Source organism: Kribbella caucasensis (assembly GCF_004361855.1).
GTDB classification, from domain to species: domain Bacteria; phylum Actinomycetota; class Actinomycetes; order Propionibacteriales; family Kribbellaceae; genus Kribbella; species Kribbella caucasensis.
Genome location: NZ_SNWQ01000011.1, coordinates 99,586 through 125,707, shown reverse-complemented (window position 1 = coordinate 125,707; position 26,122 = coordinate 99,586). Strand labels below are relative to the sequence as shown.

Annotated in this window: 24 protein-coding genes; 10 read left to right on the top strand and 14 right to left on the bottom strand. The window is 68.9% G+C overall.

Going from position 1 to position 26,122, the window contains the following annotated elements; all coding sequences use genetic code 11:
- Window position 1 precedes the first annotated feature (1 nt).
- Genes EV643_RS22835 through clpS form a run of 3 tightly spaced genes read right to left on the bottom strand, consistent with a single transcriptional unit; the run spans window position 2 to window position 1,852 of the window.
- Window positions 2-979, bottom strand: coding sequence for an aldo/keto reductase (locus EV643_RS22835; RefSeq protein ID WP_133802153.1), 978 nt, complete (start codon window positions 977-979; stop codon window positions 2-4).
- Window positions 980-1,016: 37 nt separating this feature from the next.
- A complete protein-coding gene (locus EV643_RS22830) occupies window positions 1,017-1,568 on the bottom strand; it encodes a DUF2017 domain-containing protein (RefSeq protein WP_133802152.1) in 552 nt (183 codons plus the stop codon).
- Window positions 1,565-1,852: an ATP-dependent Clp protease adapter ClpS gene (gene clpS, locus EV643_RS22825; RefSeq protein WP_133802151.1), complete on the bottom strand. Its 288-nt coding sequence runs from the start codon at window positions 1,850-1,852 to the stop codon at window positions 1,565-1,567. Before clpS ends, EV643_RS22830 begins: the two co-directional genes overlap by 4 nt.
- Before the next feature lie 103 nt (window positions 1,853-1,955).
- Here clpS and EV643_RS22820 point away from each other — a divergent pair, with 103 nt between their 5' ends.
- The gene (locus EV643_RS22820) at window positions 1,956-3,245 is read left to right on the top strand and encodes a nicotinate phosphoribosyltransferase (RefSeq protein WP_238165748.1); all 1,290 of its coding nucleotides are present in this window, start codon (window positions 1,956-1,958) and stop codon (window positions 3,243-3,245) included.
- Window positions 3,242-3,805 (top strand): MarR family winged helix-turn-helix transcriptional regulator, encoded by a 564-nt coding sequence (locus EV643_RS22815; protein ID WP_133802149.1) that lies wholly within the window; start codon window positions 3,242-3,244, stop codon window positions 3,803-3,805. The genes EV643_RS22820 and EV643_RS22815 overlap by 4 nt, the downstream gene beginning before the upstream one ends.
- A gap of 186 nt (window positions 3,806-3,991) precedes the next feature.
- Here the strand turns inward: EV643_RS22815 and EV643_RS22810 are convergent, their stop codons facing one another.
- The 5 genes from EV643_RS22810 to EV643_RS22790 form a co-directional block, all read right to left on the bottom strand.
- Window positions 3,992-6,016, bottom strand: a complete 2,025-nt coding sequence (locus tag EV643_RS22810) for an HNH endonuclease signature motif containing protein (RefSeq protein ID WP_133802148.1) — start codon at window positions 6,014-6,016, stop codon at window positions 3,992-3,994.
- A gap of 104 nt (window positions 6,017-6,120) precedes the next feature.
- On the bottom strand, window positions 6,121-8,064 hold the full coding sequence (locus EV643_RS22805) for a beta-galactosidase (protein WP_133802147.1): 1,944 nt from the start codon (window positions 8,062-8,064) through the stop codon (window positions 6,121-6,123).
- Window positions 8,065-8,106: 42 nt separating this feature from the next.
- The gene (locus tag EV643_RS22800; protein ID WP_133802146.1) at window positions 8,107-9,336 is read right to left on the bottom strand and encodes a D-arabinono-1,4-lactone oxidase; all 1,230 of its coding nucleotides are present in this window, start codon (window positions 9,334-9,336) and stop codon (window positions 8,107-8,109) included.
- A gap of 66 nt (window positions 9,337-9,402) precedes the next feature.
- Window positions 9,403-10,161, bottom strand: coding sequence for a sulfite exporter TauE/SafE family protein (locus EV643_RS22795; RefSeq protein ID WP_133802145.1), 759 nt, complete (start codon window positions 10,159-10,161; stop codon window positions 9,403-9,405).
- Window positions 10,158-10,865 carry a FadR/GntR family transcriptional regulator gene (locus tag EV643_RS22790; RefSeq protein WP_133802144.1) on the bottom strand — a complete coding sequence of 236 codons (708 nt, stop codon included), beginning with the start codon at window positions 10,863-10,865 and terminating at the stop codon, window positions 10,158-10,160. Before EV643_RS22790 ends, EV643_RS22795 begins: the two co-directional genes overlap by 4 nt.
- Before the next feature lie 107 nt (window positions 10,866-10,972).
- Here EV643_RS22790 and EV643_RS22785 point away from each other — a divergent pair, with 107 nt between their 5' ends.
- The 5 genes from EV643_RS22785 (at window position 10,973) to EV643_RS22765 (ending at window position 16,343) form a co-directional block, all read left to right on the top strand.
- Complete coding sequence (locus EV643_RS22785; RefSeq protein WP_133802143.1) at window positions 10,973-12,301, top strand: SLC13 family permease; 1,329 nt, start codon at window positions 10,973-10,975, stop codon at window positions 12,299-12,301.
- A gap of 5 nt (window positions 12,302-12,306) precedes the next feature.
- Window positions 12,307-13,452 carry a CaiB/BaiF CoA transferase family protein gene (locus EV643_RS22780; protein WP_133802142.1) on the top strand — a complete coding sequence of 382 codons (1,146 nt, stop codon included), beginning with the start codon at window positions 12,307-12,309 and terminating at the stop codon, window positions 13,450-13,452.
- Window positions 13,449-14,825, top strand: coding sequence for a carboxyl transferase domain-containing protein (locus EV643_RS22775; protein ID WP_133802141.1), 1,377 nt, complete (start codon window positions 13,449-13,451; stop codon window positions 14,823-14,825). Before EV643_RS22780 ends, EV643_RS22775 begins: the two co-directional genes overlap by 4 nt.
- 56 nt (window positions 14,826-14,881) lie before the next feature.
- Window positions 14,882-15,661, top strand: a complete 780-nt coding sequence (locus EV643_RS22770) for an SDR family NAD(P)-dependent oxidoreductase (RefSeq protein ID WP_133802140.1) — start codon at window positions 14,882-14,884, stop codon at window positions 15,659-15,661.
- A gap of 106 nt (window positions 15,662-15,767) precedes the next feature.
- Window positions 15,768-16,343: a nicotinamidase gene (locus tag EV643_RS22765; RefSeq protein WP_133802139.1), complete on the top strand. Its 576-nt coding sequence runs from the start codon at window positions 15,768-15,770 to the stop codon at window positions 16,341-16,343.
- Here EV643_RS22765 and EV643_RS22760 read toward each other — a convergent pair.
- Window positions 16,336-18,111: a bifunctional metallophosphatase/5'-nucleotidase gene (locus EV643_RS22760; RefSeq protein ID WP_133802138.1), complete on the bottom strand. Its 1,776-nt coding sequence runs from the start codon at window positions 18,109-18,111 to the stop codon at window positions 16,336-16,338. The genes EV643_RS22765 and EV643_RS22760 overlap by 8 nt on opposite strands.
- A 101-nt stretch (window positions 18,112-18,212) precedes the next feature.
- Between EV643_RS22760 and EV643_RS22755 the strand changes: the two genes are divergently transcribed.
- The gene (locus EV643_RS22755; protein WP_133802137.1) at window positions 18,213-18,977 is read left to right on the top strand and encodes a polysaccharide deacetylase family protein; all 765 of its coding nucleotides are present in this window, start codon (window positions 18,213-18,215) and stop codon (window positions 18,975-18,977) included.
- A gap of 12 nt (window positions 18,978-18,989) precedes the next feature.
- On the opposite strand, the gene EV643_RS22750 is transcribed toward EV643_RS22755, so the two are convergent.
- The gene (locus EV643_RS22750) at window positions 18,990-19,619 is read right to left on the bottom strand and encodes a hypothetical protein (protein WP_133802136.1); all 630 of its coding nucleotides are present in this window, start codon (window positions 19,617-19,619) and stop codon (window positions 18,990-18,992) included.
- A gap of 12 nt (window positions 19,620-19,631) precedes the next feature.
- Window positions 19,632-20,828: a homogentisate 1,2-dioxygenase gene (locus tag EV643_RS22745; protein ID WP_133802135.1), complete on the bottom strand. Its 1,197-nt coding sequence runs from the start codon at window positions 20,826-20,828 to the stop codon at window positions 19,632-19,634.
- A 72-nt stretch (window positions 20,829-20,900) separates the two neighbouring features.
- On the opposite strand from EV643_RS22745, the gene EV643_RS22740 reads away from it, so the two are divergent.
- Together EV643_RS22740 and fahA are read left to right on the top strand one after the other, a co-directional pair.
- Window positions 20,901-21,755, top strand: a complete 855-nt coding sequence (locus EV643_RS22740; RefSeq protein WP_133802134.1) for a hypothetical protein — start codon at window positions 20,901-20,903, stop codon at window positions 21,753-21,755.
- On the top strand, window positions 21,752-22,951 hold the full coding sequence (fahA, locus tag EV643_RS22735; RefSeq protein WP_133802133.1) for a fumarylacetoacetase: 1,200 nt from the start codon (window positions 21,752-21,754) through the stop codon (window positions 22,949-22,951). Before EV643_RS22740 ends, fahA begins: the two co-directional genes overlap by 4 nt.
- Here the strand turns inward: fahA and EV643_RS22730 are convergent.
- From EV643_RS22730 to EV643_RS22720, 3 genes are read right to left on the bottom strand one after another with little or no spacing between them, the layout of a single operon-like run.
- Entirely contained in the window at window positions 22,938-23,891 is a 954-nt protein-coding gene (locus EV643_RS22730) for a glycoside hydrolase family protein (protein WP_133802132.1), read from the bottom strand. The two genes, fahA and EV643_RS22730, sit on opposite strands and share 14 nt — an antisense overlap.
- A gap of 10 nt (window positions 23,892-23,901) precedes the next feature.
- Window positions 23,902-24,948, bottom strand: a complete 1,047-nt coding sequence (locus EV643_RS22725; protein ID WP_133802131.1) for a LacI family DNA-binding transcriptional regulator — start codon at window positions 24,946-24,948, stop codon at window positions 23,902-23,904.
- A gap of 31 nt (window positions 24,949-24,979) precedes the next feature.
- Entirely contained in the window at window positions 24,980-26,101 is a 1,122-nt protein-coding gene (locus tag EV643_RS22720; protein WP_133802130.1) for a glycoside hydrolase family 172 protein, read from the bottom strand.
- Between the last annotated feature and the right edge of the window lie 21 nt (window positions 26,102-26,122).

Below are 26,122 nucleotides of genomic sequence, written 5' to 3'. Positions count from 1 at the left end.
ACTACCAGCGGTTGTGGATTTGGGGGCGGATCAGCTCGTCGTAGGTTTCCTGTACTGCGCTGAGCTGGTCGGGCGTGAGTGGGGTGAGCGAGGCGGCGGCGAGGTTGCCGGCGACCTGGGCGGGGTTGCGGGCGCCGGGGATGACGACCGTGACGCCGGGCTGGTCGAGGATCCAGCGGAGGGCGAACTGGGCCATCGTGGCGCCGGCGGGGATCCACGGCAGCAGCCGGCGGACCGCTTCCAGGCCGGTCCCGAAGTCGACGCCGGAGAAGGTCTCGCCGACGTCGAAGGCCTCGCCGTGCCGGTTGTAGGTGCGATGATCGTCGGCGCCGAAGACGGTGTTCTCGTCGTACTTGCCGGACAGAAGACCGCTCGCCAGTGGGACCCGGGCGATGATGCCGACCCCGGCCGCGTGCGCCGCCGGGAGCACCTCGTCGAGCGGCTTCAACCGGAGCGCGTTCAGGATGATCTGCACCGACGCCACGTTCGGCCGGGCGATCGCGGTGAGCGCCTCGGCACACGTCTCCACACTCACCCCGTACGCCGCGATCCGGCCCTCGTCCACCATCGTGTCGAGCGCGTCGAACACCGCGTCGGTCGAGTACACCGGAGTCGGCGGGCAGTGCAGTTGGACCAGGTCGATCGTGTCCACCCCGAGGTTCTTGCGGGACCGGTCGTTCCAGGCGCGAAAGTTCTCCGGCGAGTAGTTCTCCGGTTTCTGCTCGACCCGGCGGCCCATCTTGGTCGCCACCGTCAGGCCGTCGTACTCACGGAGCACCTGGCCGACCAGTCGCTCGCTCCGGCCGTCGCCGTACACGTCGGCGGTGTCGATGAACGTGACCCCGCCATCCACCGCGGCCCGCAGTACGCCGAGCGCCTCGTCCTCGCCGACCTCACCCCAGTCGGCCCCCAGCTGCCAGGCCCCCAACCCGACCACACCGATGTCCCGACCCGTACGCCCCAACGTCCGCTTCTCCATGCGGGCAACCATATTGCCAACCGCTCAACGATCGGGCTCAGCGCATGTTGTGCAGCAATGCGGACTGGAGGTAGCCCAGCCAGTCGTACAGGTCGTAGGTGAGGCGCCGGGGGTCGTCGTCGGGCAGCTTCTCCCAGGTGCTGTAGTCGTCCTCGTCCTTGATCCCGAGCCGGGTGCCGATCGCCAGCCGGAGGTCGTTCATCGCGCGCAGCCAGGACAGTTGCTCGTCCGGTTCGAGCACGATCTCGTCCACGTGGGAGTCTTCCAGCGCGGCCAGCACCCGCTTGGCGTCCGACGCCTTCCCGTCCCGCAGGCCGCGTTCGGTGAACCGGCGGAACTCGGACGACGCCTGGTCGTCACCGGAGTACGCGTCCGGCAGCAGCCGTTGCAGTACGACGTCCTCGGGCGGCGCGGTCGGCCCGTCCGAGTCCAGCAACGCGGCCAGCGGGTCCGACGAGGCGGTCGCGCGCGGTGGCATCCCGTCGTACAGGAGCTCGACCAGGTTGCGGAGCAGGTTCGCCAGGATGTCGGCCTCGTGCTCGGCGAAACTGACGACGACCGTCTTACGGCGCTTGCGGAACCTCGTCACGACTTCTCGCAGGTGGCCCACAGGCCGTAGGAGTGCATGGCCTCGACGTCTCGTTCCATCGCCTCGCGGTTGCCGTTCGAAACGGCCGACTTGCCTTCCTGGTGGACCTGCAGCATCAGCTTCTCGGCCTTCTGTTTGGAGTAGCCGAAGTAGGTCTGGAAGACGAAGGTGACGTAGTCCATCAGGTTGACCGGGTCGTTCCAGACGATCGTCACCCACGGCGGGCTCAGCTCGATCGCCTCGTCGATCTCGGGGCTCTCGAGCTCGCTTGGTGCGGTGGTCACCTGTCCATTCTCTCCATCATCGGTTCCGGGTTCGCAATAGGCTGCCCTTGTGAACACAGCCGACCAGTCGACCGCATTGCTGACTGACCACTACGAGCTCACCATGCTGCAGGCCAGTCTGGCCGACGGCACGGCGCACCGCCGGTCGGTCTTCGAGCTGTTCGCCCGCAGACTGCCGGACGGCCGCCGGTACGGCGTGGTGGCGGGCGTCAACCGGCTCCTCGACGCGCTCGAGCGGTTCCGGTTCGACGAAGGCACCCTCGCGTTCCTGGCCGAGCGGGGAGTCGTCGACCAAGCGACCTGCGAGTGGCTGGCGGCGTACCGGTTCAGCGGCGACATCTCCGGGTACGCCGACGGCGAAATCTTCTTCCCGGGGTCGCCGATCCTGGTGGTGGAGTCGAGCTTCGCCGAGGCGGTGCTGCTGGAAACCGTGTTCCTGTCGATCCTGAACCACGACTCGGCGGTCGCCTCGGCGGCGTCCCGGATGACCTGGTGGGCCGGCGGCCGGCCGTGTATCGAGATGGGCTCGCGCCGCACCCACGAGGAGGCCGGGGTCGCGTCCGCGCTGGCGGCGTACATCGCGGGCTTCGCCACCACCTCGAACCTGGAGGCGGCGCGCCGGTTCGGCATCCCGAGCGCGGGCACCGCGGCGCACGCGTTCACCCTGCTGCACGACACCGAACGGGACGCGTTCCGCTCCCAGATCGATGCCCTCGGCAAGGGGACCACGCTGCTGGTGGACACCTACGACCTGACCGAGGCGGTGAAGACCGCGATCGACCTGACCGGACCCGAACTCGGCGCGGTGCGGCTCGACTCCGGCGACCTCCCGTCGCTGGCCGGCCAGGTCCGAGACCAACTCGACGCGCTCGGCGCGAAGAAGACCCGCATCATCGTGACCAGCGACCTGGACGAGTACCAGATCGCCGCCCTCGCCCCGGCCCCGGTCGACGGGTACGGCGTGGGCACGTCGCTGGTGACCGGCAGCGGATACCCGACCTGCGGTTTCGTCTACAAACTGGTGGCGCGCGAAGACGCCGACGGCGCGATGTACCCGGTCGCGAAGAAGAGCCCCGACAAGATCAGCATCGGCGGCCGCAAATACGCCCTCCGCCGGCGCAACTCCGCCGGCGTCGCCGAGGTCGAGCTGATCGGCGTCGGCGAACCCCCGGTAGACGACGGCGATGACCGCGTCCTGCTCAAGCCCCTGGTCGAGGCCGGCAAGATCATCGGCCGCACCACCCCCGCCGAGTCCCAGGCCCACCACCTCAAGGTCCGCGACGAACTCCCCCGCAGCGCCAGCCAGCTAAGCCGCGGCGAAGCAGCCATCCCCACCGAATACATAGGCGACCTGACCGCCCGCAACCCCTACGCTCCCCGGAGCGCGATGTGAACCCTCCCGACCCAGCCGGTACCACGCCCGCCGGGACCGGCACGACGGATCCCACAGCAGCGCGCAGTACGGGGGACGCCGCGGCGCGGAGTACCGGGCCGGAAAAGCTGCAATGGGACCCCGAGGCGCCCGCGAGCGGCGGTGATGTCCTCATCGCACTCCGCTTCGCCGACCGGGCCGGCCGCAAGGCGATCGCCGATGAACTGACCGGAACCGGCGTCCACACCGGCCAGGAGATCGTCCTCGCCAAACTCCTCCACCTCGGCTCCCTCCCAGTCGCCAAGCTGGCCAAGGTCCTCGACGTAGAAGTCCCGACCGCCACCAAAACCACCCAGCGAATGGAAGCCGCCGGCCTTGTCCGCCGAGTGAAGAACGACCGCGACGCCCGCCAGGTAGCCATCGAACTCACCGACCACGGCAGAGAGCTGGCCCAAACCGTCCAACAACTCCACACCCGCGCCGGCGACCGCGCCCTCCAAGGCATCTCCCCCGAACACCGCCGCCTCCTCCGCAACCTCCTCTGGACCATCACCACCAACATCGAAGACCTACCGTCCTAGAACCGAACTCCCCGCTCGGCCGAACTCCCCGCGCCACGCGTTCTCCACGTTCTCGCCACTCCGGGAACTGCAGCGCAGCGGCTAAGTCCGGCAGCAGCGTGGCTCCGGAGTGAACGGCGGCTGATGGCCGATGACTCGGCGGCCATCCGGGTGTTGTGCAGGCGGCCGGGCTCGGCACTCGTGCAGTCAGAAGGGTGGTGATTCGTCGGCTGGGGGTTGGGGCTGGGTGGGTGGTTGGGTGATGGGTCCGCGGGCGGGTGGGACGGTGGTGTGGCGGTGCCCGGTGGGGGTGGTCAGGGTGATCGAGCCGTCGGGGTGGTTGGTGGTGGTCCAGCCCCAGGCGGGGGTGTCTTTGATGACGTGATGGTACTCGCAGTACGGCGCCATCCCAGCCAGGCTCGTCGTCCCCGTGCGGGCGAACGGGGTGCCATGGTCGCGGTCGCATTCCCGCGACGTCCGGTTGCAACCAGGCCAGGCGCAGACCGGATGCCGGGCCAGCAGGGTTTCGGTGACCAGGGCGCCGGGGTCGTGGCGGGTGGTCGAGGCCTCGAGCACGGCGCCGTTGATGGGATCGGTGAGGAGCCGGCGCCAGGTGCCGTCCTCCGCGATCCGTCGGGCCATGTCGGCCGGGATCGGCCCGTAGCCGGTCAGTTCGGCGGGGTCGTCGTCGAGACCGAGCAGGGTCGAGAACGGGACGACGACCTCGATGTGCGGGCGGCGTTTGTGCTGGTCGGGCAGGCGCCGGTCGAGCCAGTCCAGCCCGTTGCGCAGCACGTGCTCGAACAGGTCGGCCACCGCATCAGCCCGCCGCTGATCCACATTCCGCCGATCCTTGGCCCGTTCTGGGTGCGGGTCGTGGTCTGGAGGTGAGCCGGTCGCCCGTGGATCCGGATGGCTGCCCGGGTCGGTGAACGGTCCGGCAGCGCCGCCGGCGGTGGAGGCAGCACCCGCGGCACCGGTGTCTGCGGTGCCGGTGCCCGCGACGGAGGTAGCATCCGCGGCGTTGGTGGTGCCCGCGGCGGCGTTGTCTGCGGAGGCGGAGCCTGTGCCCGCAGATGCCGCAGATGCCGCAGATCCCGCGGAGGCGGCGGTGGAGCCGGTGCCCGTCGAGCCGGTGCCTCGGGCGGAGGTGGAGGAGGTGGTATCTGCGGAGCCCGTGCCCGTCGAGCCGGAGCCCGTGGCGGAGCCGGAGCCGTTGCCGGGGATACCGGTATCCCCGGCGGACGCGGTGCCGGTGCTGGTGGTCGCTCCGCCAGGGGTGGGGGTGTGGTGTTTGGCGAGGGTGGCCAGGGCCTGGATGACGACCCAGATCTGCTGGATCTTGTCGGCGGTGTTGACGATCCACAGGCCGGCCATCCCGTCCGGCAAAGGCACGATCTTGCAGCACCGCTCGTCAACCGCCTTGCGGTGCCGGTCGGCCTGGTCCTTGGCCCGGTATTTGGCGACCTGGCGGCTCAGCGACTTCTGCAGGTTCGCGTGGGTCTGACCGGGCGCGCGCTTCAGCACATGCGCCTCGACCGCGCGAGCCTGAGCCTCGGTCAGCTCCCGGGTCTTGGTGGAGATCGCGATCGCCTTCGACAGGCTGATCGCGCCGCACCGCAACGCCGAATGGGTCGCGGTCAGGGTGGAGGTCAGGTGTAGCGCGGTGTCGATGTGGTTGCCGACGGTCTCCGGCGACACCTTCAATGCGAGCGCGATCTCGGCCGCCCAGCTGCGTTCGGGGTCGATCGGACGGCCGGCCTTGTCGATCTGGTTGGGGCGCGGGATGTCGCTGGACTGGGCCTGGCGCTGCCGCCAGAACGACGCGATCGCCTCCAGCCGGATCGACTCCGACCAGGCCGTCTGCCGGGCGGTGGCCTTCATCAACTCGACCAACGCCATCGGCGACAGGGTCGTCGCCCGGACCTGCTCCAACGCCGCGGCCAGCTCCGCGCCAGGAGGCAGGAACACCCACGGCGCATCCAGCTCCAGCAGAAAGCGTTCGGCCTCGTTCTGGTCGGCGAGGGCCCACTCCTGCCACTCGAACGCCTCCACCCGCGACATCCGATAGGAGTCGACGGTGTCGTAGTAGTCGGTCTCGTCGATCAGCACCGGACCACCCACCGCCTCCGGGTCGTCGGGTGGGATCAGCAGCCCGGCAGCGTCCAGGGCGTCCAGTTCTGCGGCGAGGTCGTGTTCGCCGTAGCCCGAGTTGACCGTGATCGCGTTCATGTGTCTAGATTAGAACGCATGTTCGATCCAGCCAAATCGGAGGCGGCTCGCGAGAAGGGAGGAATCGCTTGTCCAGCTTGAGGTTTCTTGGCTATTGGTTGCTTCTAGCAATTTTCGACCTGGTCGCGGAGTACGGCCCACGCGCCTGCGGCCAGGGGCACCTCGTCAGCAAGCGTCTGCCCGGTCACCAGGTCCAGACCGCCTCCGGGAATGACGGTCGAGTGGTCGGTGTGGTTGAGGAGGAAGCGCCAGCGGGTGTTGCCGGAGTGGCGGGTGATGAGTTCCACGCCGCGGGGCAGGTCGGGTGGGACGATCTCCGCAGCCCGCAGCACCTGCGCGATCAGCCGCTCGTACGACTGGTCGTCCAACCAGGTGGAGATGTACCACGCGTTCTCGCGCCGCGTGATCGCCGGCCAACCGTCCAATGGCCCGCCCTGGTACGACGAAACGGCCTCGGCGCCGGCCAGGTGGACGCGTTCGGACCACCCAGAACCACGATCGCCGCCGGACAGCGAGACAACCCCGTCGACAGGACAGAACTCCTCGACCCGGATCCCGAGTACGTCTCGGAACGCCCCCGGATAGCCACCCAACCGAATCTGCCCGGCGCCGTCCGCGATCCCGCTCAGCGGAGTGATCACCAGCTGCCCGGTGTACGAACTGATGGTCGCGGCGGCCTCATCCGATACGAGGTACAGACTCGGCACGACGACGACCCGATAAGCCGACAGATCCGCCGAAGGATGCGCGAAGTCCACGCCGATCCCCAAAGACCAGAACTGCCGATGAGCGGCGCGGACCGCGGCGAGGTAGTCGATCTCGGGCGACGGCAGCCCTGGTCCCTGCAGCGCCCACCAGGACTCGGCGTCCCACAGGATCGCCACCTCGGCCTCGACAGCGCCGTCGTCGGCCTCGGCCAGCCGCGGCAGGAGCGCGCCCAGCGAGGCCACCTCGTCGAACAGCCTGCTGTCCGGACCGGCATGCGGGACCATCGCCGTGTGGTAAAGCTCGGCCCCACCCTGCGACGCGCGCCACTGGAAGAACATCGCGCCGCGCGACCCGCGGGCCACGTGCGCGAGGCTGTTCCGCGTCATCCGCCCGGGTTCCTTGGCGTGCATCCGGCCCCGGTCGTTCAGCGACCCGGCCGCCTGCTCCATCAGCAGCCACGAACCACCGCCGGCCCACGACCGGGCCAGATCCGCGCCGAACGCGGTTTGCTGTTCGGCCTCGATCCCGGCACCGTCGGGATAGTGGTCAATGGCAACCACATCGACCTCCCGAGCCCAGCGCTGGTGATCTACCGGCACCCAACCGCCGAAGACGAAGTTCGTCGTGATCGGAACACCGGGGCTCAGCGAGCGCAGTACCGCCTTCTGCTCCAGGTACGCGGCCAGCAGTTCGTCGGAGAGGAAGCGCCGGAAGTCCAGCAGCTGCGCGGGGTTCGACAAGTACTGCGTCCGCCGCGGCGGAAAGACCTGCTCCCACGCGGAGTACCCCTGACTCCAGAACGCCGTCGTCCAGGCCTCGTTCAGCTCCCGCAGATCGCCGTACCGGTCCTGCAACCACCGGCGAAACCCAGCAGCCGCGTGATCGCAGTAGCACCCCGTCCCGTACTCGTTGTGCACGTGCCACATCGCCAGCGCCGGGTGATCGCCGTACCGCTCACCCAGCACCCGCGCGATCCCGGCCGCAGCCTCCCTGTACGCCGGGGCGGACACGCAGTACGTGTCCCGGCTGCCGTGCAGGAGCTGTACTCCGTCCGCGGTGACCGGCAGCGCGTCAGGGTGCGCGAGGCTGAACCATGGCGGTGGGGACGCCGTCGGCGTGGCCAGGTTGACCCGGATCCCATTGTGATGAAGGAGCTCCAGTACCTGGTCGAGCCAGGCGAACTCGTACCGACCGGGCTCCGGCTCCAGACTCGACCAGGAGAACACGCCAACGCTCACCAGGTTGACCCCGGCCCGGCGCATCAGTTCGACGTCCTCGGCCCAGACGTCCGGCGACCACTGCTCCGGGTTGTAGTCGCCACCGAAATACAGGTCAGCCACGGATATCTCCACCTTCCTCCACGGCCATCAGGACTCCGCAGTTCAGGACAAGGGAAGGTACGTGTTCAGATAGTCGTTGCGGAATTTGCCGGCAGGGTCGTACTTCGCCGCCAAGCCGATGAAATCGGGCACAAGCGGATAGCACTCGCGCAGCGTCGCGGCGTCGGCGGCGAACACCTTCCCCCAGTGAGGCCGCGCTCCGAGCCTGAGCAGGGCGTCCTCGATCGACTCGACCACCGGCCGGACGGCAGCCTCGTCCTGCACCCAGGTGAAGTGGAAGGCGACCGTGTCGCGCCCCTGGCTAGGGCTCAACCAGAGCTCGTCGGCCGCAATCGTCCGAACCTCCGAGACCTGTATCACCGAAGACATCTTGTTGCCGAGGGCCCGCATCGCCTCGATCCCGGCAGCGGCCGCCGCCCGGGGCAGGAAGTACTCGGACTGCAGCTCCTCACCGTTGCTCGGGGTGAACTCCAACCGGAAATGCGGCAACCGCGCGTTCCACGGACCCGGCACCCCGCCTTGTTCGGTGGCGAAGTCCGCCGGCATCCCCTTGATCGGATGCCGCGCCCCATCGGCCAGCCGCGCCCCGAACCACTCCGGCTCGGCCGCGATCCCCTTGCCCTTCCGCCACACCATCACGTCCGGATCCACCCAGTCCGTGAACGCGCTCACGCTGTACGCACTCCCGACGATCGCGGTGAAATCCGACGAAAGCCGATCCACCGGCAGACCGTCGTACACGATCTGGCTGATCTCGTACGACGGTTCGGTGGCGAGGGTCAGATGCGTCGTCACCCCGAGTGCGCCGAGGGCGATCACGGATCCGAGGAAGTCCGGGTGATCACGGTCGAGCGCCACGAGCGATCCGTCCGCGCCGATGAACTCGATCCGCCGGACGGCCGACGCGAGCGTCCCATTGGTGTCACCCGAGCCGTGGGTCCCGGTGGAACACGCGCCCGCGACCGAGATATGCGGCAGCGAACCGAGGTTGTGCAGGGCCAGGCCGTTCTCCTCCAGCGCCGCGGTCACCTCGCCGTACCGGAGTCCGGACGAGACGCGCACGGACCGCCGGTCGGCCGCGATCTCCACCACCCGCGGCAGGTTCGCCACCGAGACCAGCGTGCCGGTCGTGTCCGCGATCCGGTTGAACGAATGCCCGCTGCCGAGCACCCGAACCCGCTCGCTCCGCCCGACCAGATCCTGCAGCTCCGCCACACTGCCCGGCCGCTCCAATTCCGCCGAGAAGGTGATGTTGCCTGCCCAGTTCCTCATCCGCGCCTCCATCGATGTACACCCATGCAGAGCCTTCCACAGCACTCCGGCAGACGTCTGACAGTCTCAAAGCATGGCGACCGCGGCGATGATGCCGGCCAGGACGACCAGGATGCGGAGCAGGGTGGGCGGGAGGACGCGACCGACGTGGGCGCCGGCGTACCCGCCGACGATGGAACCGGCCGCCAGCAGGCCGATGGCGGTGAAGTCCAGATCGGCGACGAAGAGGAAGATCAGGCCGGCGACGACGTTGGCGGCCAGCACGGCCAGGGTCTTGAGGGCGTTGACGACCCGGAGTTCCAGGTCCAGGCCGAGACCCAGGACGGCCATCATCATCACGCCGGAACCGGCCCCGAAGTAGCCGCCGTACACACCGGTGACCCCGGCGAAGAGCGTGGTGATCGGCGACATCGTCAAGCGGGGCTCGATGTCGTGTGGTTTGCGGGAGCGCAGCCACTTCGAGATCCACGGTTGCGCGCCGACGGTCAGGCAGGTGAACAGAATCAGCCACGGCACGATCGATTCGAACACCCCGGGCGGCAGCGCGAGCAGCAACACGGCTCCGCCGATGGAACCGATCGCGCAGGTGAGGACGACATACCAGGTGACCTGCGGTTGTTCGCGGAGTTCGCGGCGATAGCCGAGCGAGCCGCCCAGACCGGCCGGGATCAGGCCAACGGTGTTCGACGCGTTCGCGACCACCGGCGGGATCCCGAGCGCGACCAGCACCGGGAAGCTCACCAGCGACGCCACTCCGACGGTCGACGTCAGCAACCCGGCGACGAGACCCGTTCCGACGATCGCCAGGTGTTCGAGGCCCGTCACGACTGCTCGCGCAGTAGGGCGACGTCGCTGACCAACAGCACGTGGTCGTGCATGGCCTGGGCCGCGGCGTCCGGATCACCGGCAGCGATCGCGTCAGCGACCTTGCGATGCCCGGCCAACGAGTCCCGCGGCCGCCCCGGTTGGGACAGCGACTCGATCCGCGTCTCCCGGATCAGGTCGTGGATGGCGGCCATCATCTGCGCGAGCAACTCCGACCGGGCCGCCGTGGTGACCGCGCCGTGGAACCGCTCATCCCCCTCGACCCCGCGACCGCCCGCCTCGATGTCGCGCTCCATCTCGGTCAGTGCCGCCCGGATCGCGACCAGATCATCCTCGGTACGCCGGGCCGCCGCGAGCGCCGCCAACTTGGTCTCCAACGCGTCCCGCGCCTCGATGATCTCCGGCAACCGGTCGGCGTGCGCACGGATCGCCTCGATCACCGGTGCGGTCCGGGCGCGCTCGGTCAGCACCGTCCCATCGCCATGCCGGACCACGACGACGCCGATCACCTCGAGCGCCACCAAAGCCTGGCTCAGTGTCGCCCGGCTCACACCGAGCCGCCCGGCCAGCTCCCGCTCGGGCGGCAAACGGTCCCCGGCCCGCAGACCGTTGTCCGCGATCCACGCGCTGATCTGTTCGGCGACCTGCTCGTACAGGCGGGTCCGCAGTACCGGTCTGGGGAAGCGCGGGGTGGCATCGCTCATACGACCCATCCTATTGACAACTGGCTGATTGGGCTATTGGCTAGGCCACTGAGCCAGAGGCTGTATCCCTTCGGCTCATCCCACCACTCTCACCGAAAGGCATGGTCATGGGACCTGAGTGGGTAGCGATCCTGGCGCTGGTGGCGCTGTTCGTGATGGGGACCCTGCTGCCGATCAACATGGGCGCGCTCGCGTACGTCGCGGCGTGGCTGGTCGGCATGTTCTCGCTCGACCTGAGCGAGCGGGAGATCCTCGGCGGCGTCAGCGGCGACCTCATCCTGACGCTGATCGGCGTCACCTATCTGTTCGCGATAGCCAAGAACAACGGCACGGTCGACCTGATCGTCAGATCCGCGGTCCGCGCGGTCGGCGGCCGGGTCGCGCTGATCCCCTGGGTGATGTTCGCGGTCACCGCCCTGCTGACCGCGATCGGCGCGGCAAGTCCGGCGGCCTGCGCGATCATCGGGCCGATCGCGCTCGGGTTCGCCGGGCGGTACAAGATCAACCCGCTGATGATGGGCATGTTCGTCGTGCACGGCGCCCAGGGCGGCGGGTTCTCGCCGATCAGCATCTACGGCACCATCACCAACTCGGTGATGGAGGAGAACAACCTGCCGTCCAGCGAGCTGACCGTGTTCCTGGCCAGCCTGGTCGTCAACCTGGTGATGGCGGCCATCCTGTTCGTCCTGCTCGGCGGCCGGCGCTTGATGGAGCAGCGGATCGACCCGGACGACCCAGCCGACGACCATTTGACCGAGGACCTGCATCGGGGTGGCGCGACGGTACCGGCGCGCGGCTACGGTACGTCCGTGCCGACCGGCACCACGCAGGCTCTCGGCGTACGCCGGGACCAGGTGCTCACGTTGGTCGCCTTCGTCGGCGTGGCCCTGGTCTCGCTGATCTTCGACAAGAACATCGGGTTCGTATCCATCACGGCGGCGGTGGTCCTCGCGACACTCGCGCCGAAGGAGCACAAGGACGCGGTCAGGCAGATCGCCTGGCCGACGGTTCTGCTGGTCGCCGGCGTGAGCACGTACGCCGCGGTCCTGACCGAGGCAGGGTCGCCCGAGTTCGTCGGCAACTGGGCCGCCGGACTTGGCGCGGCGGTGATCGGCGCCCTGGTCCTCTGCTACGTCGGCGGCGTGGTGTCGGCGTTCGCGTCCTCGACGGCGCTGCTACCGGTGATCATCCCGATCGCGGTTCCGCTGATCGGCAACGGCGGGATCAGCGCGGGCCTGTTCGTCGCGGCGCTGGCGATCGCGTCGACGATCGTGGACGTCAGCCCGTTCTCCACCAACGGCGCGCTGATGCTGGCGAACCGGCCGGACTCGATCACGGAACCCGTTTATTACAAGCAGATCCTGACCTACAGCATGATCGTCGTACTCGTCGGACCGATGCTGGTCTGGGCGGCCCTCGTGCTGCCGGGCTGGTGAGCCGAATGACCGGACCCCTCGGCGGCGTGCTCGTGGTCGACCTGTCGCGAGCCCTGGCCGGACCGCACGCGACGATGATGCTCGGCGATCTGGGCGCCCGGGTGATCAAGGTCGAGGCGCCGGGCAAGGGCGACGACACCCGCGGCTGGGGTCCACCCTTCGCCGGCGACGAGTCGACGTACTTCCTGTCCGCCAACCGGAACAAGGAGTCGATCACCCTCGATCTCAAGGACACCGCGGACCGCGACCTGCTGCTGAAGCTGGTCGACCGGGCGGACGTGCTGGTGGAGAACTTCCGCAGCGGAGTCCTCGAACGCCTCGGCCTGGGCATCGCCGCACTGAAGGAACGCAACCCCCGCCTGATCGTCCTGTCGATCACCGGATTCGGCCACGATGGCCCCGAAGGCGGCCGGGCCGGCTACGACCAGATCGCGCAGGGCGAGGCCGGACTGATGTCGCTCACCGGTTCGGGACCCGACGATCCACAGCGCGTCGGTACGCCGATCGGCGATCTGCTGGCAGGGATGTACGGCGCGTACGGCGTTCTCGCGGCACTCCACGAACGCGGGACCACCGGCGTCGGCACCGTGGTCCGGACCTCGTTGCTCGCGGCCGTCGTCGGCGTCCACGCGTTCCAGGGCACCCGGTACACCGTGGCCGGCGAAGTGGGGGTCGCTCAAGGCAACCACCATCCGTCGATCGCGCCGTACGGGTTGTTCCACTGCGCCGACGGGACGGTCCAGGTCGCGGTCGGAAGCGAGGGCCTCTGGCAACGACTCGTCGATGCCTTCGGGCTGGACCCGGCCGGCCTGGAGACCAACACGCAACGGGTTGCCGACCGGTCCCGGCTGATTTCCGTTGTGGAGAAGGCGTTTGCGGAGTGGTCGGCCGAGGACCTGCTGGCGAGACTGGCCGAGGCGGGGATCCCGGCCGGCAAGGTACGACGGCTGGACGAGGTCTACGAGTGGGAGCAGACGCAGTCGCAGGGTCTGCTCGTCGACGTCGACCACGCGACGCTCGGATCGTTGCGGTTGCCCGGTCCGCCGTTGCGGTTCTTCACGGGCGACGGCACCGAGACCACACCACGCGATCACGCTGCTCCCCCGACTCTCGACCAGCACGGTGCGGCGATCCGGGAGTGGCTGGCGTGAGTGCGCGGGAGCTCGCCGAGGTGGTGCTCGACACCGGATCGTTCGAGTCGTGGGACCAGCCGGTTGACGTGAACAACCACTCCGCGGAGTACCAGGCCCAGCTCGAAGCCGCAGGCCAGAAGTCCGGGACGGACGAGTCGGTGATCACCGGACGCGGGTTGATGCGGGGCCGTCCGGTTGCTGTTCTGGTCAGCGAGTTCGGCTTTCTCGCGGGCTCGATCGGCAGCGCCACCGCCACCCGGATCACAGCGGCGGTACGACGCGCGACCGCCGAACGACTGCCGATTCTCGCGTCGACTGCATCGGGTGGGACGCGGATGCAGGAGGGCGCGCCGGCGTTCTTCGAGATGGTCCGGATCTCCCGTGCGCTGATGGACCACAAGGCCGCGGGCCTGCCGTATCTGGTCCATCTCCGGCACCCGACGACCGGCGGCGTGTTCGCGTCCTGGGGTTCGCTCGGGCATGTGACGGTGGCCGAGCCCGGCGCACTGATCGGTTTTCTCGGGCCGAAGGTTTATCAGGCGATCCACAGTTCGCCGTTCCCGTCCGATGTGCAGACGGCGGAAAACCTCGCCGCGCATGGCGTGATCGATGGAGTTGTCGAGACGGCCGACCTGCCGATCCTGCTCGACCGGGCGCTCGGCGTACTGGTCGATCCCGCGACGACGCCGGCCCTGGTACGGCGTACGGGCGAGGTGGTCGACGGGTCCGGGTGGGAGTCAGTGGTCAGGACACGGCAGACGGATAGGGCCGGAGTGCGGGAGCTTTTGCGATATGGATGCTCGGGGACAGTACGGCTGACCGAGCCCGACGCGAGCGTCCTCGTCGCCCTCACCCGGCTGGACGGGCAGCCGTGTGTGCTGGTCGGCCAGGACCGTGCGACCGCTCGCGAACTCGGACCGGCCGCGCTTCGGCAAGCCCGTCGCGGGATGCGCCTGGCGGAAGAACTCGGTCTGCCTCTCGTCACTGTCATCGACACCCCGGGCGCCGAGTTGTCCGCGGCGGCGGAGGAAGGTGGGCTGGCCGGCGAGATCGCCCAATGCATCGCCACGATGAGCACGCTCCGGGTCCCGACCGTCTCGCTGCTGCTCGGCCAAGGCACCGGCGGCGGCGCGCTGGCGTTGCTCCCGGCAACAACCGTCGTCGCCGCGGAGAACGCCTGGCTCGCGCCGCTCCCACCCGAAGGCGCCAGCGCCATCCTGTACCGCGACACGACCCACGCCCCCGACCTCGCCAACGCCCAGCACATCACCGCCCCCGCCCTGCGAGTGGCCGGCATCGTCCACCACGTAGTCCCCGAGTCCTCGGACGACACCCCCGAGTCTCTGGCGGTCGCTCTTGCCGCCGAGTGCGCAAGCCGCCTTGTGAATTGATCTTTAGTCGACTAACTTCTTTGGTTAGACGGCTAATCAGATCACAGGAGTGGGTCATGGAACTGGGTTTGCGTGGGATGAAGGTGCTGGTCACCGGCGCGTCGTCGGGGATCGGGCGGGAGACGGCGCTCGGGTTCGCGCGGGAGGGCGCGCGGGTCGGGATCACCTACCAGTCACGGAAGGACGCCGCCGAGGAGGTGGCGGAAGCGGTGGTCGCGGCGGGCGGCGAGGCGTTCGTCGTACCGATGACGCTGGGCGAGCCCGAGACGATCAAGGCGGCCGTGGCGGCGACCACAAGTCACTGGGGCGGGCTCGACGTCCTGGTCGGGAACGCTGTCAACTGGGGTTCGCTGGGCTTCGACGAACGGCCGACGCGGATCGAGGACGCGCCCGAGGACTACTGGGTGTCGGTGTTGCGGTCCAACCTCGAGGGCAACTTCCACCTCGTTCAGCAGGCTGCTCCCGCGCTGAGGGAATCGCAGCAGGGCCGGGTCGTCCTGGTGTCCACGGATCTGGCGGAGCGCGGGATGGCCGGGTCCTGGCCGTACGGCGCGGCCAAGGCCGGGCTGCACGGATTGGTGGCCAGCCTCCAGCACGACCTCGGTGCGGACGGCGTACTGGTCAACATCGTCATGCCCGGTATCACCCTGGAGAACGGCGAACACCGGGTGCTCCCGAAGCCGGTGGCGGACCAGATCGCCCAGCGGTTCACGGCCCGTCGCTTCCCGGAGGCCGCGGACGTGGCGGCCGCGATCGTCTTCCTCTGCTCCGCCCGGACGACGGCCACGCAGGGCGAGATCGTCCGCGTCAACGGAGGCACGATGACCGCCGGCTGACACCTCACGTCTGCGCCGAGCAGCGCGTGGTCCCGAGATGCGGACTGCGCGCGGCTCCTGCTTGTACCGTGGGTCCAGCAGACCAGCATGGCGAGAGGAGCACCCGATGACGCGGGCCCTGATCGTGGTCGACGTTCAGAACGACTTCTGTGAAGGCGGCAGCCTCGCCGTCACGGGCGGTGCGAACGTGGCCTTCCGGATCGGCCAACTGCTGCACAAGTGGCACGAGGACGATCCCCGCGACAAGGAGTACGCGTACGTCGTCGCCACCCGGGACCACCACATCGACCCGGGCGACCACTTCTCCACCCAGCCGGACTTCGTCCACTCCTGGCCCCGGCACTGCGTGGCCGGCACCGACGGCGTCAGCTTCCACCCGAACCTGGACCCGCAGCCGTTCGACGCGATCTTCGACAAGGGCGAGTACGCGGCGGCGTACTCCGGCTTCGAGGGCAAGTCGCAGGACGGGCACGGCCTGGCCGACTGGCTGCGCGAGAAGGGCGTCACCCAGGTCGACGTCTGCGGTATCGCCACCGACTTCTGCGTCCGCGCAACCGCCCTGGACGCGCGCGAAGCGGGGTTCAGTACTACGGTGCTGACCGGGCTCACCGCGGGGGTGGCGCCGGCCAGCACCGAACAGGCCCTGGTCGACCTACGCACAGCAGGCGTCGACCTCACCTGACCGGCGCGCGCTGGTCGATCGCGATCGGAGCGCCGTTGGAGGTCAGGGACCACGTGGTGGTCTTGACCGTGGCGGGGTCGAGGGTTCCGGTGGTGGTTACGTGGTCGATGATCAGTTGGCGGATCTCCAGTTGGCGGTTGTAGATGACCGGGGCCTTGGCGATGTGGGGGAAGTTGCCGCTGCCGGACTGGCGGTAGTTGTTGACGGCAACGACGAACTGCTGGTCCAGGGCGATCGGGGCGCCGGCGTACGCGAGGTCGGTGATTCGGGAGCCGGTGGGCTTGGCGACGTCGATCGTGTACGAGAGCGGTGAAGTCAGGCCGCCGACGACGTCGTAGTTGTAGTCGGGGGTCCCGTTCGGTGCGGTCGGGGTCGGCGCGTTCGTGAGCTGGTCGGGGGTGAAGGGGCCGGTGCCGGCGATCTGCTGGAAGTACTGCGCGCTGAACTCGAGGTAGTCCTGCACCTGAGCACCCGTCATCGTCACCGCGAGCAGGGTGTTGTCGAACGCGTACAGCCCGGCGATATCGCGGATCGAGACGTCACCCGCGGGGATCCCGGCCGCGCGGTTGAACGGGGCCGCGATCGCGAGCACGGGGAGCCCGGCTTGCGGCGTACCGGCGAGGGCCTTCGAGACCGTGTCGGCCTGGACGAAGTTGACGAAGTCGAGGGCGGCCGTGTTCTCCCAGCGGGCGGTCGCGGCGGACATCGCGTCGGTGCAAGACCCGATCTTGGAGTTGACGTACTCGACCACCTTGTCGTGGTCCTTCTGCAGCAGCCGGACGACCGCGGGGTCCGCGTCGACGGTGTTCGCGTTGAGCACGTGACTCTGCCGGCCGACCACCTTCCAGCGGCCGCCGATCGTCTGTAGGTCCAGGTCGATGACGGCCAGCCGCATACCCCACTTCAACGGCTCGGTCAGCACCACCTGTTCGCCGGTCTGATGGTTCGTGACGATCCGCTCGGCGACTTCCTGGTGTGCATGCCCGACCAGGACCGCGTCGATCCCGGGGACCTGCTCGGCCATCAGGCCCGATGCGTTCTCCGGGACCGGCAGGGCATCGCCGTACGACGAGGAGACGTCGATACCGGAGTGCGCGGCGACGATCACCACGTCCGCCCCGGCCCGGCGGACCCGCGGAACCCAGATCTTCGCCTGCTCGACGATGCCACCGAACCTGAGCCTGTTCTCGACCTCGGCCTTGTCCCAGATCGCGATCCCCGGGTTGGTCAGCCCGAGGATGCCGACCGTGATCGGGTGTCCGCCGCGCACGGAGACCCGCCTGAGCACGTACGGCGGGAAGGCGGGCAGGCCAGTGGTCCAGTCCTGGGCGTTCGCTCCGAGCAACGGGAAATCCAGCTGCCGCGCGAACTTCCGCAGCAGGTCGACACCGTAGTTGAACTCGTGGTTGCCGAGCGCGGCCGCGTCGTACCCGATCTCGTTCATCGCGGCGGCCATCGGGTGTACGCCGTCACCCGGCTGCACCGAGTCGCCGGTGATGGGCTGGATCCTGGCGAAGTAGTAGGCCAGCGGCGTGCCCTGGATCGTGTCGCCGGCGTCGAGCAGGAGCGGTGCCGGCGAGTTCGGGACGGCCTGCGCCCGGAACTCCTTGACCAGCGTGGAGATCTTGGCCAGGCCGAGGTCGTTGTGCGCGGCGTCGTCGTACTCGGCGTTCTTGAAGTAGTCCCAGTTGAACACGTTGCCGTGCAGGTCGGTGGTGCCGAGCACACTCAGCCGGACCGTGCTACCACTCCGGCCGCTGTCGTTCATGGATTCGCCTCACACGTCGTCGGTTGTGGCCCGTAGCACGATATGCGACACACCGGGCGAGCAAGCCGGGTTGGCCCCGCGGGCGGGAGAAGATGCCGCCCATGACTTTGCCGCCCGGCAAGTTGCTGCTTGTCGCCGCGGTCCTCTTCGGGGCCGCTCTCGCCCAAGCAGCCAAGCCGTCTGAACACCACACCGCCGCCACCATCCCGGCCGTCCACCAGGCCGCGCACGGCCCGCTCGCGGTCCAGTTCCAGCACCGGACTCCCGCCAAGGCGACGCGGAGGCAGAACCACCGGACCGCGAAGCCCGAGACGTGGAACCTCAATCCCAGCGCCAAGGTCATCTACCTGACGTTCGACGACGGACCGCAGCGGGTCTACACGCCGAAGGTGCTGAGCGTGCTGGCGAAGTACCGCGCGAAGGCGACGTTCTTCGTGCTCGGCCGGGAGGTTGCGGCGCACCCCGAACTGGTCGCGCAAACCCGTCGCGCCGGGCACCGGATCGGCAACCACACCTGGGACCACCCGAAGCTGACGAAGTTGTCCGCGGCCCAGTTGCGACAGGAGATCGCGTCCGGTGTCCGGTCGAAGTGTTTCCGGCCGCCGTTCCGGGACACGAACGCGTCCGTGGCGGCGGTAGCCGCGCAGTACGGGCAGCGGCAGGTGCTCTGGGACGTCGACACGAAGGACTGGTCCAAGCCCGGCACCGACCGGATCGAGCGGGCCCTGCTCCGCGGCGCCCGGCCCGGCGCGATCATCCTGATGCACGACGGCGGCGGCGACCGCAGCGAAACCGTCGCCGCCCTCGACCGAGCCCTCCCCCACCTCGTCGCCCAGGGCTACACCTTCCGCGCGCTCCCCTGCTAGTGCCGCGGGGCACTAGGCCCGGACGATCGCTGTCTTTCCCGCGGAGAAGTGCTGCAGGGCTTGGTCGATGACGTGGACCGGCTGGTCGAGGGCGTTCACCGGGAACATGCCGGTGGGCTTGAGCAGCGGGCTCGGTTTGACGATCGAGCGGACGGCCGGCTGGTCGAGCCCGCGTACGCCGGCGGTGGTCGCCGCGACGCCTCGCTGGAGGCGCAGGTCGAGCACGTACTGGCCGAAGATCTTCGTCTGGGTGAATCCACGCACGGTCGGCCAGGGCAGGATCACCGCGTAGGAGGCGCCGTCGCAGGCGAGTTCGAGGCCCTTCGGCGACATCCGCAGGGCGACCGGCTGCACCTCGGTCGCGGCGTACCAGCGCTGCCGGTCGGCGTCGAGGCGCAACGCGAGCACCGCGCTCAGCACCAGCGGGACCATCGCCGCGATCAGCAGCAACGCGAACGGCCAGAGCCCGGCACCACGGAACGCGATCAGCGCGTAGAGAGCGCCGAGGATGCCGAGCGCACCGATCAAACCCGTGATCCAGGCGCCCATCCGCTGCGCCCGCCGCACCCTCGCCCGCCGCCGCAACACCGCCTCCCGATCGACGCCGACGACAAACGTCTGCACCGGAGCGTGGTCAGTCATGGACCTAGGGTCTCAGGTGTCCAGTCTCCGGCCTGCCCAGGTCCAGGCGTAGACGCCGTCGTCGACTTCCGCGCCGCCCTCGCCCAGCTCGAGCGGGCGGAACGTGTCGACCATGACGGCCAGTTCCTCGAAGCGGTCGGCGCCGAGGGAGGCCTCGATGGCGGACGGCTGCGGGCCGTGCGCATACCCGCCGGGATGCAGGGAGATCGAGCCGAGGCCGATGCCGGAGCCCTTGCGCGCCTCGTAGTCGCCGCCGCAGTAGAACATCACCTCGTCGGAGTCCACGTTCGAGTGGTAGTACGGCACCGGCACCGACAGCGGGTGGTAGTCGACCTTCCGCGGCACGAAGTTGCAGACGACGAAGTTGTTGCCCTCGAACACCTGGTGCACCGGCGGCGGCTGGTGGATCCGCCCGGTGATCGGCTCGTAGTCGCTGACGTTGAAGGTGTACGGATACAGGCACCCGTCCCAGCCGACCACGTCGAACGGGTGGGTCGCATACGTCATCGTGGTGCCGACGATCCCGCCCGGCCCGTTGCCCCGGTGCTTCACCAGCACCTCGACATCGGTGCCCTCGACAACGAAGGGCTCGGCCGGCATGTGCAGGTCCCGTTCGCAGTACGGCGAGTGCTCGAGGAACTGCCCGTACCGCGACAGGTACCGCTTCGGCGGCGCGATGTGGCTGTTCGCCTCGATGCAGTAGGCCTGTACTCCGTCCGCGCCGGGCAGCCAGCGATGGGTGGTGGCGCGCGGGATCAGCACATAGTCACCCTCGGCCGCCGTGAGCACGCCGAAAACGGTCTCGACGGTCGCTGAACCCTTCTCCACATAGACACACTCGTCGCCGATGGCGTTGCGGTAGTACGGCGACGGGTCGGCCGCGACGACGTACGAGATCCGGACGTCACCGTTGCCGAGGACGAGCCGCCGCTGCTCGACCACGTTGTTCCCGGTGCCCTCCTTGAACAGGTCGTGCAGTTTCAGGTGACGCGGGGTGAGCGGGTGGTTCGCCGTCGTCGACAGGTCCGGGAGATCCCAGACCCGGGAGCCGACGATCGCGGACGGCACGCCGGAGTGGTAGAGCAGTGACGAGTCCGAGCTGAACCCCTCCTCGCCCATCAGCTCCTCGTAGTACAACCCACCGTCCGGCTTGCGGAACTGGGTGTGCCGTTTCGGTGGCACCTGACCGACCTGCCGGTAGAACACCATGACTCCCTCGCCACTGTCCGTTAATCGAACATATGTGTCCGCTTAACGAAAGCATCCGTTAGGCTCGCAGGCATGTCAACCGTCCCTGCCCTGTTCCGGCACCTGGTCGACGACGCCTCGATGTTCCCGCCCGGGAACCTGCCCCTGCCCGAGGCGGTGGCCGCCTACCGCGAGCACCGGAAGTCGCCGTACGCCGACCTGGTCGGCGCGTTCGTCTGCGCTGACGAAGACCTGATGAAGGTGGCCGACGAGGCCGCGAAGACCGGTGAAACGCCGCTCGACACCACCGTGGTGATCACCGGTGGCGCCGGTGGGATCGAACCGGCGATCAAGTTCAGCGACAAGAACGAACACTTGCGTGTCGTCGCGGTCGAGGTCCGGCTGCGCGCCGAGGAGGACCTGTCCCGCAACGCGCTGCGCGTGGTCCGCGCCTGCGACGGCTGCCTGGACGAGGAGAACGCGTTCGTCGAGATCGGCCTGGACGGCGCCTGGGAGCGGGCGCTCGACGTGGTCGCCGACGCCGGGTATGCGGCCAAGCTCCGTACCGGCGGGCTGGACGCGTCCCTGTTCCCGACCGCGGACGAGGTCGCCGCCTTCATCACCGCCTGCCTGGATCGCGAGGTGGCGTTCAAGTGCACAGCCGGCCTGCACCACGCCATCCGGCATACCGCCACGGACACCGGATTCGAGCACCACGGATTCCTCAACCTGCTGCTCAGCACCCGGGCCTCGCTGGACGGCGCCGCGCAGGACGAGGTGGCCGCGATCCTGGCGAACCGCGACGGCGAGAGCCTCGCCGCCCAGGCCCACGAGTTGCCGGACGACCAGGCCGCCGGCGTCCGCCGGTGGTTCACCTCGTTCGGATCCTGCAGTATCGACGACCCCCGCCACGACCTGGCCGCGCTGCGGCTGATGGAGACCACGTGACCTGGATCGACATTCCCGAGGGCTCACCCTTCGGGCCGGAGAACCTCCCGCTCGGCGTGTTCAGGTTCGGCGACGAGGAGCCGCGGATTGGCGCCGCGATCGGCGACCACCTGATCGACCTGGCCCCGGTCGCCTCGGCGCAGATGCTGGACGGGTCGCAGCTGTTCGCGGAGCCGACACTGAACGCCTTCCTCGCCCTCGGCCGGCCCGCCTGGCACGCGACCCGGGAGTGGCTGCTCGACCTCGTTCGCAACGAGAACGACCGCGACACCGTCGAGCCGCACCTGATCCCGCTCTCCGCGGTGACGATGCAACTGCCGTTCGAGGTCGCCGACTACGTCGACTTCTACGCCTCCGAACAGCACGCGACGAACCTCGGCCGGCTGTTCCGCCCGGACTCCGAACCCCTGCTGCCGAACTGGAAACACCTCCCCGTCGGCTATCACGGCCGGGCCGGCACGGTCGTTGCCAGCGGCACCGACATCTTCCGCCCCGCCGGACAACGCAAACCACCCGGCGCCGACGTCCCGGCGTATGGACCGTCGGAACGGCTGGACATCGAGGTGGAGCTCGGCTTCGTCGTCGGTACGCCGTCCGCGCTCGGCCGGCCGGTGTCGGTGGGCGCCTTCGAGGAGCACGTGTACGGCGTGGTGCTGGTGAACGACTGGTCGGCCAGGGACCTGCAGGCATGGGAGTACGTGCCGCTCGGGCCGTTCCTGGGCAAGTCGTTCGCCACGTCGATCTCGCCCTGGGTGGTGTCGCTGGAGGCGCTCCGCGGTGCCGCCGTACCGCTCCCGCCGCAGGATCCGCCGGTGCTGCCGTACCTGGCCGGGGCGAACCTGGTGAACTACGACATCACCTTCGAGGTCTTCTGGAACGGGCAGTTGGTGAGCAGCCCGCCGTACAAAGACATGTACTGGTCGCCGGCGCAGATGCTCGCGCACCTCTCGGTGAACGGCGCCTCGGTCCGGACCGGGGACCTGTTCGCCTCCGGGACGGTGTCGGGCGCGGAGCAGGACCAGCGGGGTTCGTTCATCGAGCTCACCTGGGGCGGTCGCGAGCCGCTCCTGGTCAACGGCGAGGAGCGCACCTTCCTGGCCGATGGCGACGAGATCACCATCTCCGGATGGGCCACGACCGCTGACGGCTCCCGAATCGGTCTCGGCGAGGTGACCGGCCGGATCACGCCGAATTGAGGCGGAGCCGGCCGTCGTCGTCCCAGTGCACTGGCATCGGGTCGGTGATCTCGCCGACGAATCCGCCGCCAGGGGTGAGGTTGCGGAAGGCGAGCATGACCCATCGTCCGGAGCGGTCCTTGATGAGGCGGCCGACGTAGAGGGACTCGTCGTGCAGGCGGTAGGCGCCGGCCACGTCGTACGGCCCGGTCGGCTTGTCGAGGTCGACCGCCCAGATCCCGCCGGTTTCGCCGCGCGCCCGCCGCTCCTCGGACAGCTCCGCGGTCATGCACGAGAACAGCATCACCGCACGGCCCTCGACGGTCGCGACCTGGAGAACCTCCAGCTGGCCGAAGCCGGCACCGGCCATGCTCAGCGGTGGCCCGACGATCCAGTGCTCGAGGTCGGTCGAGGTCGCATATCCGACGACTCCGCGCTCGTCGGCGGGGCCCACGTTGGCGCGGGCAGTGACCAGCATGTGCCAGCCGGCACCGTCCGGATCCGGAAAGACCCACGGATCACGCCAGGCCTCGTCCGGCCACTGACCATCGGCAAGGCGCTCGTACCAGCGCGGGTCCGGCTCGGTCATCGGCCTGTCCGAGACGCGGTGCCAGGTGGTGAGGTCGTCCGAGACGGCGCAACCGATGCGCTGGACCAGCCCCTGCCCGGCCCGGTCCACTCCGGTGTAGAACAGCCGCCAGCGGTCGTCCGGTCCGCGCAGCACGGAGCCGGTCCAGGTGGCGAGGTCGTCGAACGCCGGCCCGTCGGACGGAACCAACGCGTCGGCGACCTCGGTCCACTCCACCAGGTCGGTGGAGACGGCGTGGCCGATGGTCGCGCGCCAGTGCCGGCGGTCGGGGTCGTGCAGGGCCCGGGACGCCTTGAGGAAGAACAGGTGGAACCGTTCACCGTCGTCGGCGAACCAGAAATCCCAGACCCAGGACGCTGATGTCTTGAACACGCACAACCTTTCAGACAGGTGCGACCGACGAGCGGCGGACGAGTGGGCACGGCATGGTCAGTCGGCTGACCGGCGCGGACTGGTCGGTGTCGTCGAGAACCTCCACCAGCCGTTCGCCGGCCCAGTAGCCCATGTCGAAATGTGGCAGCGCGACCGACGTGAGTTCGGGATAGAGCCCGAGGGTGATCAGCTCCTGGTCGTCGAACCCGACGACGGAGAGATCGCCCGGGATCCGCAGCCCCAGTTCGGCGGCGGCACGGTATGCGCCCATCGCCATCCGGTCGTTGTAGCAGAAGAGCGCGGTCGGCCGGTCGCCGCGCTCCAACAGAAATCGGGCAGCCCGGTACCCGCCCCAGCTCTCCGACTCGTCGCTGATCACGAGTGCGGGATCGAACTGCAGACCGGCCGCGGCGAGCGCTTCCTGGTATCCCTGCAGCCGCCCGGAGGTCGCCGGCACGTCGTCGACGTTAGTCACGAACCCGATCCGCCGGTGGCCGTTCGCGGTCAGCTCCTCGGTCGCCGTTCGGCCGCCGGCGACTTCATCGGGTACTACCCACGGCACCCCGCCGCCCTTGTCACCGTCGACCGCCTGAGCATCGGCGGGCTCGGCGTCGAGGAGAACCAGCGGCCGGTTGGCCAGCGCCTGCGGGACGGACACCACTCGGTGGTACATCGTCGCGTAGATGACGCCGTCCACCTGGTAGTCCGTCAGGGCCTGTAACTCCCGTTCCTCCACCACCGGGTCGTCCTCGGTGTTGAACAGCACGATCATGTAGCCGTGCTCCTGGGCGGCCCGCTGGGCGCCGAGGATCAGCTGGCCGGCGTACGGCGTCGTCGCGATCGAGTCGCTGATCAGTCCGAGCGCACCGGTACGGCGGGTCCGCAGGCTGCGGGCCATCCGGTTCGGGGTGTAGCCCAGCCGTTGAGCCGCGAGCAGGACGCGTTCCCGGGTCTCGGCGCGGACCTGGGCGTTCGGCACGTCGTTGAGCACATGCGAGACCGTGGTCATCGACACACCCGCCTCCGCGGCCACTTGGCGGATCCCTATCCGGGCCACTACGCCTCCTCTCGTCTTCGGTCGCGGCGTCTCACTCGTCCCAGAGACCGTGCTCCGGCCACCGCCGTGGAAGACGATCTTCCACCCTGGGCAGTTCGGCGTGCTCGGCATGCGGCAGTACCTGGTACCAGTACGCCACGCTCGAGTAGTCGTTGCCCTGATCGTTGGCATGCCCGTGCTCGATCGAGAACCGCAGCGACTTCTCGAACCGCACCGGGTCCTCGATGTGGAAGCGGTACATGCTCCACAGGCCGAAGTGCTCCTGCGGACTGCTGGCCAGGCTGATCCCGTGGTAGGGACCGGCGTACGCCCCGCTCGGGAACCCCCAGGCGGCGTTGAAGTAGTCCTCGGTCCCGGTGCCGTGCAACGACGGCGGCCACTGCTCGCCGTCGATGAAGAACATGTCATCACCCTCCCCCGGCCAGCTGAACTGCTGGTTCGAGGCGTTGAAGTTGTCGATGCTGAGCACACAGCCGACGAAGTGACCCTTGCCGGCCGCGTCGAGGATCACGTAGTTCTCCGCACCGGTCAGGTTGCTGCCGGGCAGGTCCCACGGGGCCGGGTTCTGGAGATCGGACTCGTGCACAACCGGTGTGGTCGGCTTCTCCTGCCGGTAGTAGGCGCAGAACCGCGCGACATCGTCCGGGATCGGCTCGTCGGTCAGCTGGTAGTCGACGTAGTAGAAGAGATTCTCGATCGGCGCATCGCTCTCGTTGCGGAGCTGGATCCGCGCGGACGAGCCGAACGGCATCGGGAAGTAGCTGTTCATCGCGGCCGCGAACGGGCCTTTCGGACCCCGGCGCGGACCGAACACCATGCTCAACGGCAGCGACACGTAGTGCGTGCAGGTCGCGTGCCCGACCCCGAAGAAGTCGCCGAGCGGAGCCCGGACGCTCGGGTTGTCCTCGCCGTCCCAGAACATCTCCAGCACCAGCTTGCGCAGGTACTTCTCCGAGTAGCACCGGGTAGTCAGCCAGATGTGCTCGATCCGGCCGGCGCCCTCGAGGTCCGCGAGGACGAACGTCTCGCCTGGTGCGACCACCTTGAAGTCCCGGTTGCCGCCGCTGGTGTCCCAGCTGGAGGACCGGCGGGACCGGCTGGTCTTGACGTGTGCCAAGCCGCCGAGCGGACTGTTGGGCTGCCAGAAGTCCATCTGTGCGTTCGCCTTTCGTCG

What these genes read in the sequence shown, in the direction of transcription:
- EV643_RS22740 (WP_133802134.1), top strand. Translation starts at nt 20,901, where the DNA reads ATGTCAACCGTCCCTGCCCTGTTCCGGCACCTGGTCGACGACGCCTCG.
- EV643_RS22770 (WP_133802140.1), top strand. Translation starts at nt 14,882, where the DNA reads ATGGAACTGGGTTTGCGTGGGATGAAGGTGCTGGTCACCGGCGCGTCG.
- EV643_RS22780 (WP_133802142.1), top strand. Translation starts at nt 12,307, where the DNA reads ATGACCGGACCCCTCGGCGGCGTGCTCGTGGTCGACCTGTCGCGAGCC.
- EV643_RS22820 (WP_238165748.1), top strand. Translation starts at nt 1,956, where the DNA reads ATGCTGCAGGCCAGTCTGGCCGACGGCACGGCGCACCGCCGGTCGGTC.
- EV643_RS22750 (WP_133802136.1), bottom strand. Translation starts at nt 19,619, where the DNA reads ATGACTGACCACGCTCCGGTGCAGACGTTTGTCGTCGGCGTCGATCGG.
- EV643_RS22755 (WP_133802137.1), top strand. Translation starts at nt 18,213, where the DNA reads ATGACTTTGCCGCCCGGCAAGTTGCTGCTTGTCGCCGCGGTCCTCTTC.
- EV643_RS22835 (WP_133802153.1), bottom strand. Translation starts at nt 979, where the DNA reads ATGGAGAAGCGGACGTTGGGGCGTACGGGTCGGGACATCGGTGTGGTC.
- EV643_RS22800 (WP_133802146.1), bottom strand. Translation starts at nt 9,336, where the DNA reads ATGAGGAACTGGGCAGGCAACATCACCTTCTCGGCGGAATTGGAGCGG.
- EV643_RS22765 (WP_133802139.1), top strand. Translation starts at nt 15,768, where the DNA reads ATGACGCGGGCCCTGATCGTGGTCGACGTTCAGAACGACTTCTGTGAA.
- EV643_RS22785 (WP_133802143.1), top strand. Translation starts at nt 10,973, where the DNA reads ATGGGACCTGAGTGGGTAGCGATCCTGGCGCTGGTGGCGCTGTTCGTG.
- EV643_RS22810 (WP_133802148.1), bottom strand. Translation starts at nt 6,016, where the DNA reads ATGAACGCGATCACGGTCAACTCGGGCTACGGCGAACACGACCTCGCC.
- EV643_RS22790 (WP_133802144.1), bottom strand. Translation starts at nt 10,865, where the DNA reads ATGAGCGATGCCACCCCGCGCTTCCCCAGACCGGTACTGCGGACCCGC.
- EV643_RS22720 (WP_133802130.1), bottom strand. Translation starts at nt 26,101, where the DNA reads ATGGACTTCTGGCAGCCCAACAGTCCGCTCGGCGGCTTGGCACACGTC.
- EV643_RS22745 (WP_133802135.1), bottom strand. Translation starts at nt 20,828, where the DNA reads ATGGTGTTCTACCGGCAGGTCGGTCAGGTGCCACCGAAACGGCACACC.
- EV643_RS22760 (WP_133802138.1), bottom strand. Translation starts at nt 18,111, where the DNA reads ATGAACGACAGCGGCCGGAGTGGTAGCACGGTCCGGCTGAGTGTGCTC.